12 protein-coding genes are annotated in these 13,514 nt (G+C 74.1%); 4 read left to right on the top strand and 8 right to left on the bottom strand.

The window, feature by feature from the left end; all coding sequences use genetic code 11:
• Window positions 1–7: 7 nt before the first annotated feature.
• Window positions 8–628 carry a GTP cyclohydrolase I FolE gene (gene folE / locus G6R13_RS05185; RefSeq protein WP_020625291.1) on the bottom strand — a complete coding sequence of 207 codons (621 nt, stop codon included), beginning with the start codon at window positions 626–628 and terminating at the stop codon, window positions 8–10.
• Between the two features lie 17 nt (window positions 629–645).
• Complete coding sequence (gene ftsH / locus G6R13_RS05180; RefSeq protein ID WP_095353932.1) at window positions 646–2,736, bottom strand: ATP-dependent zinc metalloprotease FtsH; 2,091 nt, start codon at window positions 2,734–2,736, stop codon at window positions 646–648.
• A 394-nt stretch (window positions 2,737–3,130) separates the two neighbouring features.
• Between ftsH and G6R13_RS05175 the strand changes: the two genes are divergently transcribed.
• Complete coding sequence (locus G6R13_RS05175) at window positions 3,131–4,195, top strand: type IV toxin-antitoxin system AbiEi family antitoxin domain-containing protein (protein WP_123244270.1); 1,065 nt, start codon at window positions 3,131–3,133, stop codon at window positions 4,193–4,195.
• 41 nt (window positions 4,196–4,236) lie between these two features.
• Here G6R13_RS05175 and hpt read toward each other — a convergent pair whose 3' ends face one another.
• Genes hpt through G6R13_RS05155 form a run of 4 tightly spaced genes read right to left on the bottom strand, consistent with a single transcriptional unit; the run spans window position 4,237 to window position 8,583 of the window.
• Window positions 4,237–4,788 (bottom strand): hypoxanthine phosphoribosyltransferase, encoded by a 552-nt coding sequence (hpt, locus tag G6R13_RS05170; protein ID WP_002858265.1) that lies wholly within the window; start codon window positions 4,786–4,788, stop codon window positions 4,237–4,239.
• A 49-nt stretch (window positions 4,789–4,837) separates the two neighbouring features.
• On the bottom strand, window positions 4,838–6,019 hold the full coding sequence (tilS, locus tag G6R13_RS05165; protein WP_123244269.1) for a tRNA lysidine(34) synthetase TilS: 1,182 nt from the start codon (window positions 6,017–6,019) through the stop codon (window positions 4,838–4,840).
• Window positions 6,006–7,238, bottom strand: a complete 1,233-nt coding sequence (locus G6R13_RS05160; RefSeq protein ID WP_123244268.1) for a zinc-dependent metalloprotease — start codon at window positions 7,236–7,238, stop codon at window positions 6,006–6,008. The genes tilS and G6R13_RS05160 overlap by 14 nt, the downstream gene beginning before the upstream one ends.
• A gap of 34 nt (window positions 7,239–7,272) precedes the next feature.
• A complete protein-coding gene (locus tag G6R13_RS05155; protein WP_233569944.1) occupies window positions 7,273–8,583 on the bottom strand; it encodes a D-alanyl-D-alanine carboxypeptidase in 1,311 nt (436 codons plus the stop codon).
• 220 nt (window positions 8,584–8,803) lie between these two features.
• Here G6R13_RS05155 and G6R13_RS05150 point away from each other — a divergent pair, with 220 nt between their 5' ends.
• Together G6R13_RS05150 and G6R13_RS05145 are read left to right on the top strand one after the other, a co-directional pair.
• Window positions 8,804–9,391, top strand: coding sequence for an inorganic diphosphatase (locus G6R13_RS05150; RefSeq protein WP_069941985.1), 588 nt, complete (start codon window positions 8,804–8,806; stop codon window positions 9,389–9,391).
• A gap of 89 nt (window positions 9,392–9,480) precedes the next feature.
• A complete protein-coding gene (locus G6R13_RS05145) occupies window positions 9,481–10,110 on the top strand; it encodes a hypothetical protein (protein ID WP_002858258.1) in 630 nt (209 codons plus the stop codon).
• A 27-nt stretch (window positions 10,111–10,137) separates the two neighbouring features.
• On the opposite strand, the gene G6R13_RS05140 is transcribed toward G6R13_RS05145, so the two are convergent.
• A complete protein-coding gene (locus tag G6R13_RS05140) occupies window positions 10,138–10,947 on the bottom strand; it encodes an HAD family hydrolase (RefSeq protein WP_044659867.1) in 810 nt (269 codons plus the stop codon).
• Window positions 10,948–11,072: 125 nt separating this feature from the next.
• On the bottom strand, window positions 11,073–12,356 hold the full coding sequence (serS, locus tag G6R13_RS05135) for a serine--tRNA ligase (RefSeq protein WP_036380800.1): 1,284 nt from the start codon (window positions 12,354–12,356) through the stop codon (window positions 11,073–11,075).
• 128 nt (window positions 12,357–12,484) lie between these two features.
• Here serS and G6R13_RS05130 point away from each other — a divergent pair, with 128 nt between their 5' ends.
• On the top strand, window positions 12,485–13,492 hold the full coding sequence (locus G6R13_RS05130) for an IS481 family transposase (protein WP_163721155.1): 1,008 nt from the start codon (window positions 12,485–12,487) through the stop codon (window positions 13,490–13,492).
• The last annotated feature ends 22 nt before the right edge of the window (window positions 13,493–13,514 follow it).

The raw sequence follows: 13,514 nt of genomic DNA, 5'->3' as shown, positions 1-13,514 counted from the left end.
GTGGTCCTCAGCCGTGCATGATGAGGCTCATCGCCTCCGAGCGCGTGGACGGATCCCGCAGCTGGCCGCGCACCGCCGAGGTGACGGTCTTCGCGCCCGGCTTGCGCACGCCGCGCATGGACATGCACATGTGCTCGGCCTCCACCACCACGATCGCCCCGCGCGGGGCCAGGTGCTCCATGAGCGCCTCCACCACCTGCGTGGTCAGCCGCTCCTGCACCTGCGGACGCCGCGCGTACAGCTCCACGAGACGGGCCAGCTTGGACAGCCCCGTCACGCGGCCCTCGGCGGAGGGTATGTAGCCGATGTGCGCGGTGCCGTGGAACGGCACCAGGTGGTGCTCGCAGGTCGAGTAGAACGGGATGTCCTTCACCAGCACGAGCTCCTCGTGCGCGATGTCGAACGTGGTGCCGAGCACCTGGTCCGGGCTCTGGTGCAGGCCCGCGAAGAACTCCGCGTACGCCTTGGCCACCCGCGCCGGGGTGTCCGCCAGGCCCTCGCGGTCCGGGTCCTCACCGATCGCCAGCAGGATCTCCCGCACCGCCGCCTCGATGCGCGGCCGGTCCACCGCGGTCGAGTCCGGGTCGAACGTGCCGGGGACGGCGTCGTCGGGGGTGTGGGCTGTCATGCGGGCCTCCTGCGCGGTCAAAAGGTCGGTCCCTCGCCGGGGCCCGGCGTGTTGCTCGGACCGCCGTGCGGCGGCAGGCCGGGGCCGGCCGCGTCCCCGCCCAGCGACGACGGCGGCGCACCCTCCGGACGCACCGGCACCGTGGTGCCCTCGACGCCGACGGGGGTCTGCTCCCCGCCGTCGTGGCGCGAGCGGCGCTCGGAGGGGGAGAGGACCGGCGGGATGTCCTGCGGGAGCCGGTCGTCCGAGGCCAGCCACACGCCGCGCTCGGGCCGCTTGCGCACGTCCGCGAAGATGGCGGCGATGGCCTCCTGGGTCAGCGTCTCCTTCTCCAGCAGCTCGTAGGCCAGCCGGTCCAGGACGTCCCGGTTCTCCGTGAGCACCCAGTGGGCCTCGGCGTGGGCCTGGTCCAGCAGGGTGCGGACCTCGGCGTCCACCAGGTACGCGAGCTCCTCGGAGTACTCACGGGAGGAGCCGCCGGCGGCGCCGCCCACGAAGGGCTCGGAGCTGCCGCCGCCGAGCTTGACCGCGCCCACCTTGGCGGACATGCCGTACTCGGTGACCATCTTGCGGGCCGTGTCCGTGGCCTTCTGGATGTCGTTCGCGGCGCCCGTGGACGGGTCCTTGAACACGATCTCCTCCGCCACGCGCCCGCCCATCGCGTACGCGAGCTGGTCCAGGAGCTCGTTGCGGGTGACGGAGTACTTGTCGTCCTCCGGGACCACCATCGTGTAGCCCAGGGCGCGGCCGCGGGGCAGGATCGTGATCTTGGTGACCGGGGCGGAGTTGCGCAGCCCGGCCGCCACGAGCGCGTGGCCGCCCTCGTGGTAGGCGGTGACCTTGCGCTCGTGCTCGTTCATCAGGCGGGTGCGCTTCTGCGGGCCGGCCATCACGCGGTCCACGGCCTCGTCCAGGGCGTGGTTGTCGATCACGTTGTTGTTCGAGCGCGCCGTGAGCAGCGCGGCCTCGTTGATCACGTTGGCCAGGTCCGCACCCGTGTAGCCGGGGGTGCGCTTGGCCAGGGAGCGCAGGTCCACGTCCAGGGCGATCGGCTTGCCCTGCGCGTGCACCTCGAGGATCTTGGCGCGGCCCTCGAGGTCCGGGGCGTCCACGGGGATCTGGCGGTCGAAGCGGCCCGGGCGCAGCAGCGCCGGGTCCAGGACGTCCGGGCGGTTGGTCGCGGCGATCATGATGACGTTCGTGGAGGCGTCGAAGCCGTCCATCTCCACGAGCATCTGGTTCAGGGTCTGCTCGCGCTCGTCGTTGCCGCCGCCGATGCCTGCGCCGCGGTGCCGGCCGACGGCGTCGATCTCGTCCACGAAGATGATGGCGGGGGCGTTGGACTTGGCCTGCTCGAAGAGGTCGCGCACGCGCGAGGCGCCGACGCCCACGAACATCTCCACGAAGTCCGAGCCGGAGATCGAGTAGAACGGCACGCCGGCCTCACCGGCCACGGCCTTGGCCAGGAGGGTCTTGCCCGTGCCGGGCGGGCCGTAGAGCAGCACGCCCTTGGGGATCTTGGCGCCCACCGCGCGGAAGCGGTCCGGCACGGTGAGGAACTCCTTGATCTCCTGGAGCTCCTCCACGGCCTCGTCCGCGCCCGCGACGTCCTTGAACAGCACGTCCGGGTTGTCCTTGTTGATCAGCTTGGCGCGGGACTTGCCGAACTGCATGACCTTGCCGCCGCCGCCCTGCATGCGGGACATCAGGAACCAGAACAGCAGTGCGATGAGCAGGAACGGGACCATGAAGCCGAGCAGCGAGAGGAACCAGTTGCTCCGCACCGGCTCGTCCGTGTAGCCGTCCAGGGCCGAGTCGTCCACCGCGGTGACCACGTCCGTGGCGCGCGCGCTGGCGAAGTAGAAGTAGACCTCCTTGCCGAGGTCCCGGTCGTCCTGCTTGTAGGGCTCACGCAGGGTGAGGTCCACGCGCTGGTCCCCGTCCACCACGCGGGCCTGCGCGGCCTTGTCGTCCTTCAGCAGGGCCATGCCCACGTTGGTGTCCACCATGGTGCGGCCGCTCTGCGACGTGGTCAGCGGGATCGCGACGGCGAGGACCAGCAGGCCCAGCAGGATCCAGACGTAGGGCTTGTTGAACAGCTTCTTCACGGTCCGAGTGTCTCCTGGTCTGCCGCGGGGGCCGGGCTGCCCGGGGCGGCCGCCGTGCGGCCGGGGACGGCGCAGGGCCGACGTCGCGCCCGGGTCAAGCCCCCACGGTACCGGCCCGGCCCGGGTGTCCGCTGACTGTTCGCGTCAGGTGGACAGGGCGCGGGCGGTCGGCCGGCGCCGACGTCGGCCAGCGCCGTCTTGACGCCCACCGGGAATGCGAGAGGTCGGAATGGCGCGTGGATGGCGCCTCGGAGCGACCGCTCGCGTGACAGGTCGCCGGCGCTGCGGTCGCGCCCCTGTGTCCCCTCCTGCACAGGCCCCCGCGCACCCGAAATCCTCCCCGGGCCGGCGGCGGCCCAGCACATCGCCCGCCCCACCGCGCCAGGCTGGCACCATGCGTCGCCCCGCCCCGCTTCCCGCGGCCTTGCCTGACGGTCCCTTCACCGCCGCGCAGGCGAGGGCCGCCGGCATCGACCGCAACCGGCTGCGTCGCTCCGACATCGAACGCCTCGCCCGGGGCCTCTACCGCCGGCGTGAGGCCACCCCGGCCGCCGTCGAACGCCCCGTGGCCGGCTCCTCCCCCTACCGGTGGAGCACCCCGCTCTCGGCCACCCAACACGAGCTCCTGCTGCGACTCGCCCGGCACCGCGCCACCACGGTGGTGTCGCACCAGACCGCGGCCCGCGCCCGGGAGATCTGGCTGCCGGAGCGACTGGACGCGGGGGACGACGTCCACGTGAGCCGCCCGCGAGACCGTGGCCAGCTCTCCCTCCCCGGCGTCACCTCCCACCGAACAGCGCTCCCGCCCGCGGACGTGGAGCGCGTGCGGATCGGCGGCCTGGCCTGGTACGTCACCGCCCCGCCCCGTCTCTGGGTCGACCTCTCGGCCCTGCTCGACGACGACGAGCTCGTCATCCTCGGCGACCATCTCGTCCGCCGGGCGCAGCTGTCCGGCGGCCCGGACGCCGCCGAGCGGACCCGGGCGGCCCTGGCCCAGGCGGCCGAAGCGAGCCCGTCCGCGCACAACCGACGACGACGGCTCCGCACCACCGCCACACTGGTCCGGGTGGGGGCGCACTCGCCGAAGGAGACGCGGCTGCGGCTCGCGCTGAGGGCCGCCGGGCTCCCCGAGCCCGCACTGCAGCTCGAGGTCTGGGACCCGGAGTTCTCCCTGCACCACCCCGCGACGGCGGACCTGGGCTATCGGCAGGCGAGAGTGGCCCTGCACTACGACGGCGGCCACCACGGCGCGGATCGCCAGATCGACCGCGACGTGCAGCGCAACGCGGCCTTCGAGCGACGGGGCTACCGGAACATCACCGTGTCCTCCTCCGACGCTCGCCGCGGATTCACGCGCGTGATCGTGGAGGTGCGCCGTCACCTCGGGGACGCCGGCGACCTGTCACGCAAGGAGTCGGAATGGGGCGTGAATGGCACCTCAGAGCGACCGCTCACGTGACAGGTCGCTGCTGCGGCGGCCACGCCGGGCCGGGCCCCCGGTCAGCTGTACACGTGCGGGGCGAGGGTGCCCACGAAGTCCAGGTTGCGGTACTTCTCCGCGTAGTCCAGGCCGTAGCCCACCACGAACTCGTTGGGGATGTCCCGCCCGACGTACTTCACGTCGATGTCCACCTTCATGGCCTCCGGCTTGCGCAGCAGGGTGCAGATCTCGACCGAGGCCGGGCCGCGGGACTCCAGGTTGGCCTTGAGCCAGGACAGGGTCAGGCCGGAGTCGATGATGTCCTCGACGATCAGGACGTGCCGGCCCGTGAGGTCCGCGTCGAGGTCCTTGAGGATGCGCACCACGCCGGAGGACTTGGTGCCGGAGCCGTAGGAGGAGACCGCCATGAAGTCCAGCTCCACGTGGGAGTGCAGGGCGCGGGTGAGGTCGGCGACCACCATCACGGCGCCCTTGAGCACGGCGACGATGAGCAGGTCCTTGTCCGCGTAGTCGCGGTCGATCTGGCGGGCCAGGTCCGTGATCGTGTCCTGCACGTCCTCGCGGGACATGAGGACGTGGGTGAGGTCGTTCTGGACATCCTGTGCGTCCATGCGCCGCTCCTGGTGAGTGCTCGTGCGGGAATGCCGGGCCGGGCCGCAGTCAGGGACCGGGCAGGCAGGGGATGAGGTCCAGTCTGGCACACGCCCGATGCGCGGCCACCCCGCCGGGCAGCTCCACCGGACCGGCCGACGTGCCCCCCGCGCGGGCGCCCGTCACGAGGGCGTCCACCGCGAGGATCCGTTCGCGGGGCGGGGCCTGCCCTCCCGCGGCGCGGGCGGCGCGCGCGATCACGCGGTGGCGCACGGCGGCGGGCAGCGCGGCCAGGGCGTCCAGATCCAGGGAGACGACGCGCGGGTCCCGGGCGGGCGGGTCGACGCGCAGCCGGGTGACCTCGGCGCCGGCCCATGCCTCGAGGGCCGCGGCGTCCTCGGCCGCGATGGCCGCGGTGCGCACCAGCCCGGCCCGCACGCCGGGGCCGAGGCCGGCGTCGGGGTCCTCGAGCGCGGGCAGCACGCGGGTGCGGACCCGCGAACGCAGCAGCGCGGGATCGCGGTTGTGCGGGTCCTCGAACCAGGTCAGCCCGGCCCAGCGGCAGATCGTCTCGGTGTCCGCGCGGGTCAGGCCCAGCAGGGGGCGGACGACGGCGGCCCCGCCCGGCAGCGTCCCGCGCGCCGGGATCCCCGCGAGGGACCGCGTGCCGGAGCCGCGTGCGAGCCCGAGGAGGACCTGTTCGGCCTGATCGTCGGCGGTGTGGGCGGTGAGGACGACGGCGGCGCCCCCCTGCCCCGCGTCCCGGGCGGCGGCGGCGAGGGCCTCCCGGCGGGCACGCCGGGCGTCGGCCTCGGGGCCGTCGCCGGTGCGGGCCACCTCGACCCGCGTGACGGTGACCGGGGTCAGACCGAGGATGCGGGCGACGTCGGCGGCGGCCGCCGCCACGGTGTCGCTGCCCGACTGCAGCCCGTGGTCCACCACGGCCGCGCCGATCGGGCCGAGCCGCGCACCCTCCCGGGTGCCCACGAGGACGGCGCAGGCCACGGCGAGCGCGAGGGAGTCGGCGCCACCGGAGAGGGCGACGAGGCCGCGGGGACGACTCCCCGCCCGGCCCGGCACGGCATCCGCGCGACGGGTCCCGTCGCCCGCCAGGGCCTCCCGCACCGCCGCGACGGCCCGGTGCAGGGGCTCGGGCCAGCGGGTGCGCGGCGGCCACGCGCCGACCGCGGGCACGCCGCCGACCCCGCCCACCGGCGTCGGCCCCGGGTCCCGCGCCTCAGGCCTGGGCACGGATGCGCGCCACCCACGTCTCGGGGGCGTGGAGCTCGGCCTCGCTCGGCAGCAGCTCGGGGGCGTCCCAGACCACGTTGAACCCGGCCATGCCGAGCTCGGCCACGGCGGCGGCCACGAACCTCTGACCGTCGCGATACTGGGCCATCTTGGCGTCCATGCCCAGCAGACGGCGGAGCATGCGGTCCAGGGGCGAGCGGCGGTCGCCGCGCTCGTCGAAGCGGCGGCGGATGGTCTTGACGGAGGACACGACGGAGGAGTCGACGCCGTCCATCACCACGTTCGCGTGCCCCTCGAGCAGGGACATCACGGCCGTCAGCCGGGACAGGCGCTCCCGGTCCTCCTCGTCCTGGATCGCACCGAGCAGGCCCGGCGCGGGGCGGGCCGGGGCCACGTCCTGCGCGTCGTGTCCGTCCCGCGCCCCAGTCCGGCCGGCGTCGGCCTCCCGACCCAGCGGGTTCGCCGCCGCGAGCGCGGTGCGCAGGCGCTCGGGCAGGGACTCGGCCTTGTCGAACAGGCCGACGGTGAGCGCCGTGATCTCGGCCCGCAGGTGCTCGCGCAGCCAGGGCGCGGCCGCGAACTGCACGCGGTGGGTCTGCTCATGCAGGCACACCCAGAGGCGGAAGTCCGCCGGGTCCACGTTGATCTCCGCGCGCACCTGCGCGACGTTCGGGGCCACGAGCAGCAGGCGTCCGCCGGCGGGGCCGCCCGCCGTCCCCCCGGGGCCGGGCAGCGCGATGAACGGGTCGTACTGGCCGAGGATCCTCCCGGACATCCAGGCGAGGATCCCGCCCATCTCCAGGGCGGTGGCGTGCCGGGTGACGCGGGTGGTGGCGGCGGCGTGCTCGCGGGGCCGGGTGTCCCGCAGATGCGCGAACGTGGGGTCCAGCAGGGTGGCGAAGGACTGGGTGGCGGCGCGCGACCAGGTGGGGCGGTCCACCACGAGCACCTGCGAGTCGCGCAGGTCCCGTGCCGCCTCGAGCCCGGTCAGGCGGTGGACGTGCGGCACGGCGGCCTCCGCGGCGGCGCGCAGGCCCTCCGCCTCGCGCGTCGCCTCCCGCGGCGTGAACCGGGGCCCGGCGGCGGCGAGGGACCGTGCGGTCCGTGCTGCGAAGGCCCAGTCCACCGGGTGGGCGACGGCGGGGCCCGGCTCGGCGGTGGCGCCCGGCTCGGCGTCCGCGGCGGTGCGGGGGCGGTCGGTCGCGTGGTCGTCGCTCATGGGCTCCATCAGATCACAGGCCCCGAACCTCGGATCAGAGCCCGGCGACGGCGCTGACGGCCTCGTCGACCGCCGCGCGCGCGGGCTCCAGCTTCCACTGCAGATCCGAGCAGATGATGCTGAACGCGAGGACCCGCCCGGACGTCGTGGTGACGGTGCCGGTGAGGGAGACCGTCTGGTCGAGCGTGCCGGTCTTCGCGGCCACGGCCTGCCGCGCGGGGGCATCCGGGAACCGGTCGCCCAGGGTGGAGTCCTCGCCGGGCCGCGGCAGGCCCTCCAGCACGGTGCCCAGGGCGGGTGTGCGGGCCACCCCGGCCACGACGCCGGCCAGCTGGCCCGCGCTGACGCGGTTGTCCGGGGACAGGCCCGAGGAGTCCACGAGCGCCATCCCGGCGGTGTCCACGCCGAGGTCCTCGGCGGTGGCCGTCAGCAGCCGCGTGGCGCCCTCGTGGGTGGCCGGCAGGTCCGTGGCGGGCGCGGCCGTGTGGGCCAGGGCCTCGACCACCTGGTTCTCCGAGTGGGCCAGCAGGTACGCGACCTGCTCCCCCACGGACGCGGACTCCACCGCCGCGACGGGGGCGGCGGCGAGGACCGTGGCGCGCGGCACCTCGGTGGCCGGGAACGTGTCCCGCAGGCCCACCTCGAGGTCGGCGCCGGAGGCGGCCACCGCGTCGTCGAGCGCGGCCTGGAAGGTGAGCGCGGCGAACTGCGCCGGGGCCTCGATGCGGTCCTCCCCGGTGCCGGGGGCCTCACGGCCGCCGTAGGTGGCCAACGGCTGCACCGGCGCGATGTTGCCGCTCTCCGGGATGTCCGACGTCCAGCGCGGGTTCAGGGCCGTCCGGTCCGTGAAGAGCCGCAGGTCCGTGCTGACCACCACCCGCCCGGTGACGCCGTCCTCGACCAGCCCGGCCACGGTCCGCTCCGCGAGGGTGCGCAGGCCCGCGCGGCCGGAGACGTGCGTCGAGTCCGAGGCGCCCGTGCCCAGCAGCACGTCGCCGCCGCCCACGAGCACCAGCTCGGTGGCCGCGCCGTCCGCGGTGGGCTGGGCCACCACGGTGGTCTGCAGGGTCGTCTCAGGACCCAGGGCGGAGACGATGGCCGCGGCGGCGAGCACCTTGAGCGAGGACGCGGGGGCCACGGGCTCGTCCGCGTCCCGCGCGTAGAGCACCTCGCCGGTGGCGAGGTCGCGGAACTCGGCGGAGACCGTGCCCGGGGACGTCGCCAGCCCCGGCTCGACGGCGGCCGCCACCTCGGCCGCGGTGGGGCCGGCGGACGGGGACGTCGACGTCGGCGCGGCGGTCGTCGACGCGGCGGGCGCGCTCGACGGGGCCGGCGGCGCGGTCACGGGCCCGCAGGCGACCAGGACGGCCGCGAGCGCGGCCAGGAGGACGGCGGGGAGCGAGCGGCTCCGGCGGTGTTCCGTGCGTCGATCCCGACGCCCAGCGCGCCCCGTGTCCACCTGTCCCATGCGTCCATCATGACGGACGCCCCCGGTAGGCTGACGGCAGCACCGCCGGGCGGCGCCGCGCCGCCCGGACACCCCACCCTCTGTGCGAAGGAGAGTCATGGCGCACGACGTCACCATCGAGATCCCCGCGGGCTCCCGCGTGAAGTACGAGTTCGACCACGAGACCGGCCGCCTGCGCCTGGACCGCGTGCTCTTCACCTCCATGCAGTACCCCACGCACTACGGCTACTTCGAGAACACCCTCGGCGAGGACGGCGACCCGCTGGACGCCCTCGTGTACCTGCCGGGCTTCGACCTGGTGCCGGGCTGCGTCGTCGAGGCCCGCCCGATCGGCGTGTTCAACATGACCGACGACGGCGGCGGCGACGCCAAGCTGCTGTGCGTCCCGGCGGACAAGCGCTACGACCACATCACCGAGCTCGAGCACGTGGAGGAGTCGCTCAAGCAGGAGATCGAGCACTTCTTCACCCGCTACAAGGACCTGGAGCCGGGCAAGTGGGTCAAGGCCGAGGGCTGGGAGGGCCGCGCGGCGGCCGAGGCCGAGCTCGAGGCCTCCATCCAGCGCTTCAACGCCGAGGGCGAGGAGTCCCCGACCGACGAGCCCCAGGGCCGCGCGGTGGACACCGAGGAGGCGCAGCCGGCCACCGAGGAGGGCGAGGCGACGGACGAGCCCCAGGGCCGCTGATCCCCGCACCGCCCACGCGCGCGACGCCGGCCGCTCACCCCTCGGGGTGGGCGGCCGGCGTCGTCTGCGGGCTGGCAGAATCGACGACCATGTTCGTGCTCACCATCAACCAGCGGGACACCCTCGACGCCGGCGACCGCGTGGACACGTTCCTGCGCGCCCTCCAGGACGTGCCGGGGCTGGGCGACGCCGTCGCGCTCCCGTTCCAGCGCGCCGTGGGCGACGAGCTGATCGGCGCCGTCGAGGACCCGCGCGTCGCCGTGGACGTGGCGCTGCGCGCCCTGCGGCAGCGCCGCTGGAACGTGGGGGTCGGCGTCGGGACGGTGACGCACGCGGACGGTGCGGCGGGCGCGCCCGCCTCCGGCGACCTGCACGACGCCGGCGGGCCCGGTCTCGCGGCGGCGCGGCGGGCCGTGGAGGCGGCGGCCGTGTCCACCGCGCGGATCCCGTTGGCCGTGCGCGGCCGGGACGAGGAGGCGGCCGCCGAGGCCGAGGCCGTGCTGCGACTCGTCGGGCAGCTCGTGTGGTCCCGGACCGACGCCGAGTGGGCGGTGCTGGACCTGCTGGTGCCCGGGGTGCGCGGCCAGCAGAAGCCGGCGGCCGCCGCGCTCGGGATCACGGCGCAGGCCGTCTCGCAGGCGGTGCAGCGCTCCTACTGGAACGAGGAGCACGCCTGCCGCCCCGCCGCCGCGCGGCTGCTCACGCTGGCGGGGGGCTGACCCGGCGGCCCGGGCCGGTCGCGCCGCTCAGGCCGCGGCCGGCTCCTCGAGGAGCGAGCGCAGCACCGTGGCGAGCCCGTGCTCGTCCACGTGCCCGGTGACCTCGTCCGCGGCGGCCACGACCTCCTCCACGGCCTGGCCCATGGCCACGCCGCGGCCGGCCCAGCGCAGCATCTCGATGTCGTTGCGGCCGTCGCCCACGGCCACGGTGTCCTCGGGGGCCACCTTCAGCACGGTGCGCAGCGCCTCGAGCCCGGAGGCCTTGGTCACGCCCGCCGCGGCGACGTCGAGCCACGCCGTCCAGCCCACGGAGTAGGTCACGCCGGACAGGCCGATGCCCTCCACCGCGCGACCGAACTCCTCGGCGGAGGAGTCCGTGGAGAACACCACGAGGCGCACGGCCGTGGTGTCCATGAGCTCCTCGAACGTGACGCCCTCCGCGGCCACGCCGAAGGACATGTCCTGGAACCGCTCGGTGGAGCGGAAGGTGCCGTCCGGCAGCTCGAGCGCGTACTTGGCGCTGGGCAGGCGGTGGCGCAGCTGGGTCAGGACCGAGCGCGGGTCGAAGGTGCGCAGGTCCGTGACCTCGTAGCCCTCCTCCAGCTCGGGGTCCAGGCGCAGCGTGACGCCGCCGTTGGAGCACACCATGAAGCCGGCGCCGATCCCCAGGGAGCGGGCCACGGGCAGGGTGGCCGCGCGGGAGCGGCCCGTCGCGATGACCACGTGGTGCCCGGCGTCCAGCACGGCCCGCACGGCCGCGCGCACGGGCTCATGCAGATGGCCGTCATGGTCCACGATCGTTCCGTCCACGTCCAGGCACACGAGCTTCTTCGTCATGACCTCCACCCAACCACACGGCCCGGACACGACGGCGACGCGCGGGTGAACCGCAGGGGCGCCGCAGGGGCGCCGCGGGGCGGGCAGGCGAGGCGACCGGCGCCGCGGGGGACGACGTCGTCCGTTCAGACCAGCTCGAAGCGCTCCATCCCGCCGAGGTAGGGACGCAGCGCGGCGGGCACGGTGACCGAGCCGTCCGCGTTCTGGTGGTTCTCCAGGATCGCCACGATCCAGCGGGTGGTGGCCAGGGTGCCGTTGAGCGTGGCCACCATGCGGGTGCCGCCCTTGGAACCGTCCTCCGTGCGGACCCGCTCGCGGATGTTGAGACGGCGGGCCTGGAACGTGGTGCAGTTCGAGGTGGACGTCAGCTCGCGATAGGTGCCCTGCGTGGGGACCCAGGCCTCGCAGTCGAACTTGCGGGCGGCGGAGAGGCCGAGGTCGCCGGCGGCGATGTCGATCACGCGGTACGGCACCTCGATGGCGCCCAGCATCCGCTCCTCCCACGCCAGCAGGCGCTCGTGCTCCGCCTCCGCGTCCTCCTGTGCGGCGTAGATGAACATCTCCAGCTTGTTGAACTGGTGCACGCGGATGATGCCGCGGGTGTCCTTGCCCGCCGAGCCCGCCTCACGCCGGTAGCACGTGGACCAGCCCGCGTACCGGACGGGGGCGCTCACGTCCATGATCTCGTCCGCGTGGTAGCCGGCCAGGGCCACCTCGGAGGTGCCCACGAGATACAGGTCGTCGCGCTCCAGACGGTAGATCTCGTCGTCGTGCTCGACGTCGAAACCGGTGCCCTGCATGGTCTCCGGGCGCACCAGGGTGGGCGGGATGACCGGCACGAAGCCGTTCTCCAGGGCCAGGTCCAGGCCCAGCTGCATCAGGGCGAGCTCGAGACGCGCGCCCACGCCCTTGAGGAAGCTGAACCGGGCGCCGGACACCTTCGCGCCGCGCTCCATGTCGATCGCCCCGAGCAGCTCGCCGAGCTCGAGGTGGTCGCGCGGCTCGAAGCCCTCGGCGGCGAAGTCGCGCGGGGTGCCGACCTCCTTGAGGACCACGAAGTCGTCCTCGCCGCCGGCCGGGACGCCGTCGACGATCAGGTTCGGGAAGGCGCGCTGCAGCTCCGCGAGGCGGGCCTCGGCCGCGCCGGCGGCCGACTCGGCCTCCTTCACGCGCGCGGCCAGGTCCTTCACCTCGGCCAGCAGGGCCTGCTTCTCCTCGCCCTTCGCCTGGGCGACGCGCTTGCCGAAGGCCTTCTGCTCCGCGCGCAGCTGCTCGAAGCCCGCGATGGACGAGCGGCGGGCCGCGTCCGCCTCGACCACGCGGTCCACGAGGGACGCGTCCTCCCCGCGCGCCTCCTGGGAGACGCGGTACTTCTCGGGCTGCTCGATGAGGTCCTTGACGTCGATCACGTGCGCCAGCCTAGCTGTTGTGGGTCATGAGGTTCTTGGCACGAGGGCCGGGCTGAGATGAGACGAGCGGGCCCCGCCCGGCAGGATGGAAGTTCCTCAACAACCCATCCGCTGGAAAGAGCCCGCTCATGACCCACGCTAACGCACCCCTGACCCCCACCGGCCGTCTCAGGATGGTCCACCGCCACCTGCACGACGGGATCCCCCAAGCCCATGTCGCCGCCGAGTTCCGCGTCAGCCGCCCCACGGTGGCCACCTGGGTGGCCCGCTACCGCGCCGAGGGCGAGGCAGGACTGCAAGACCGCTCCTGCCGGCCACGACGCTCTCCCGCCCAGCTCGACCCCGAGGTGGTGGCCCAGATCCAGACCCTGCGTCGCAGGGAGAAGTGGTCAGCCCGCCGCATCCATCACCACCTCGTCTCTGAAGGCCACCGGGTGTGCCTCCGAACGGTGGGCAGGTGGCTGCACCGGCTGGGCATCTCCCGGTTGCCAGACCTCGCGCCCACGGGTGAGGACCTGCGCCAACGACCGCAGAAGATCACCGCCCGCGGCCCGGGGCGCATGGTGCACCTGGACGTGAAGAAGATCGGGCGCATCCCTGACGGGGGCGGCTGGCGTGCTCACGGCCGGGACTCCGAGAACGCGCGAGCAGCCAAGCGCGGGCCTGGCCGACGGGTCGGCTACACCTACCTGCACTCGGCGATCGACGGGTTCACCCGCCTGGCCTACACCGAAGCCTTGCCCGATGAGCGGGCAGCTACGACCGTGAGCTTCTTCTGCCGGGCGCGGGCGTTCTTCGCCGCCCACGGCATCCGGATCGACAGGGTGATCACGGACAACGGCAACAACTACCGGGCCGTGGACTTCACCGCGAAGGTGGTCTCGCTCGGGGGCCGGCACCACCGGATCCGGCCCTACACGCCCCGCCATAACGGGAAGGTCGAACGCTACAACCGGCTGATGGTGGACGAGGTCCTCTACGCCCGCCCGTATACCTCAGAGACGGCCCGGCGTGAGGCGTTGGCAGTGTGGGTGAACCACTACAACTACCATCGGCCTCATACCTCCTGCGGGGACGCCCCGCCGGCCTCGTTGGCACCGGCCCGAGTCAACAACGTCATGACCTCTTACACCTAGCGGGCGGGGCCGACGCCTAGAC

Origin of the sequence: Micrococcus sp. Alg238-R198, assembly GCF_900537135.1 — a bacterium.
In the GTDB taxonomy this organism is placed as follows: Bacteria; Actinomycetota; Actinomycetes; order Actinomycetales; family Micrococcaceae; genus Micrococcus; species Micrococcus luteus.
The sequence above is the reverse complement of the archived record's forward strand: the minus strand, read 5'-3'. Positions and strand labels throughout refer to the sequence as shown.

Bases quoted from the DNA above. Each gene is read 5' to 3' on its own strand.
- hpt (WP_002858265.1), bottom strand. From the start codon at position 4,788: ATGGACGCACAGGATGTCCAGAACGACCTCACCCACGTCCTCATGTCC.
- G6R13_RS05150 (WP_069941985.1), top strand. From the start codon at position 8,804: ATGGCGCACGACGTCACCATCGAGATCCCCGCGGGCTCCCGCGTGAAG.
- G6R13_RS05145 (WP_002858258.1), top strand. From the start codon at position 9,481: ATGTTCGTGCTCACCATCAACCAGCGGGACACCCTCGACGCCGGCGAC.
- G6R13_RS05140 (WP_044659867.1), bottom strand. From the start codon at position 10,947: ATGACGAAGAAGCTCGTGTGCCTGGACGTGGACGGAACGATCGTGGAC.
- G6R13_RS05175 (WP_123244270.1), top strand. From the start codon at position 3,131: ATGCGTCGCCCCGCCCCGCTTCCCGCGGCCTTGCCTGACGGTCCCTTC.
- G6R13_RS05130 (WP_163721155.1), top strand. From the start codon at position 12,485: ATGACCCACGCTAACGCACCCCTGACCCCCACCGGCCGTCTCAGGATG.
- folE (WP_020625291.1), bottom strand. From the start codon at position 628: ATGACAGCCCACACCCCCGACGACGCCGTCCCCGGCACGTTCGACCCG.
- G6R13_RS05160 (WP_123244268.1), bottom strand. From the start codon at position 7,238: ATGAGCGACGACCACGCGACCGACCGCCCCCGCACCGCCGCGGACGCC.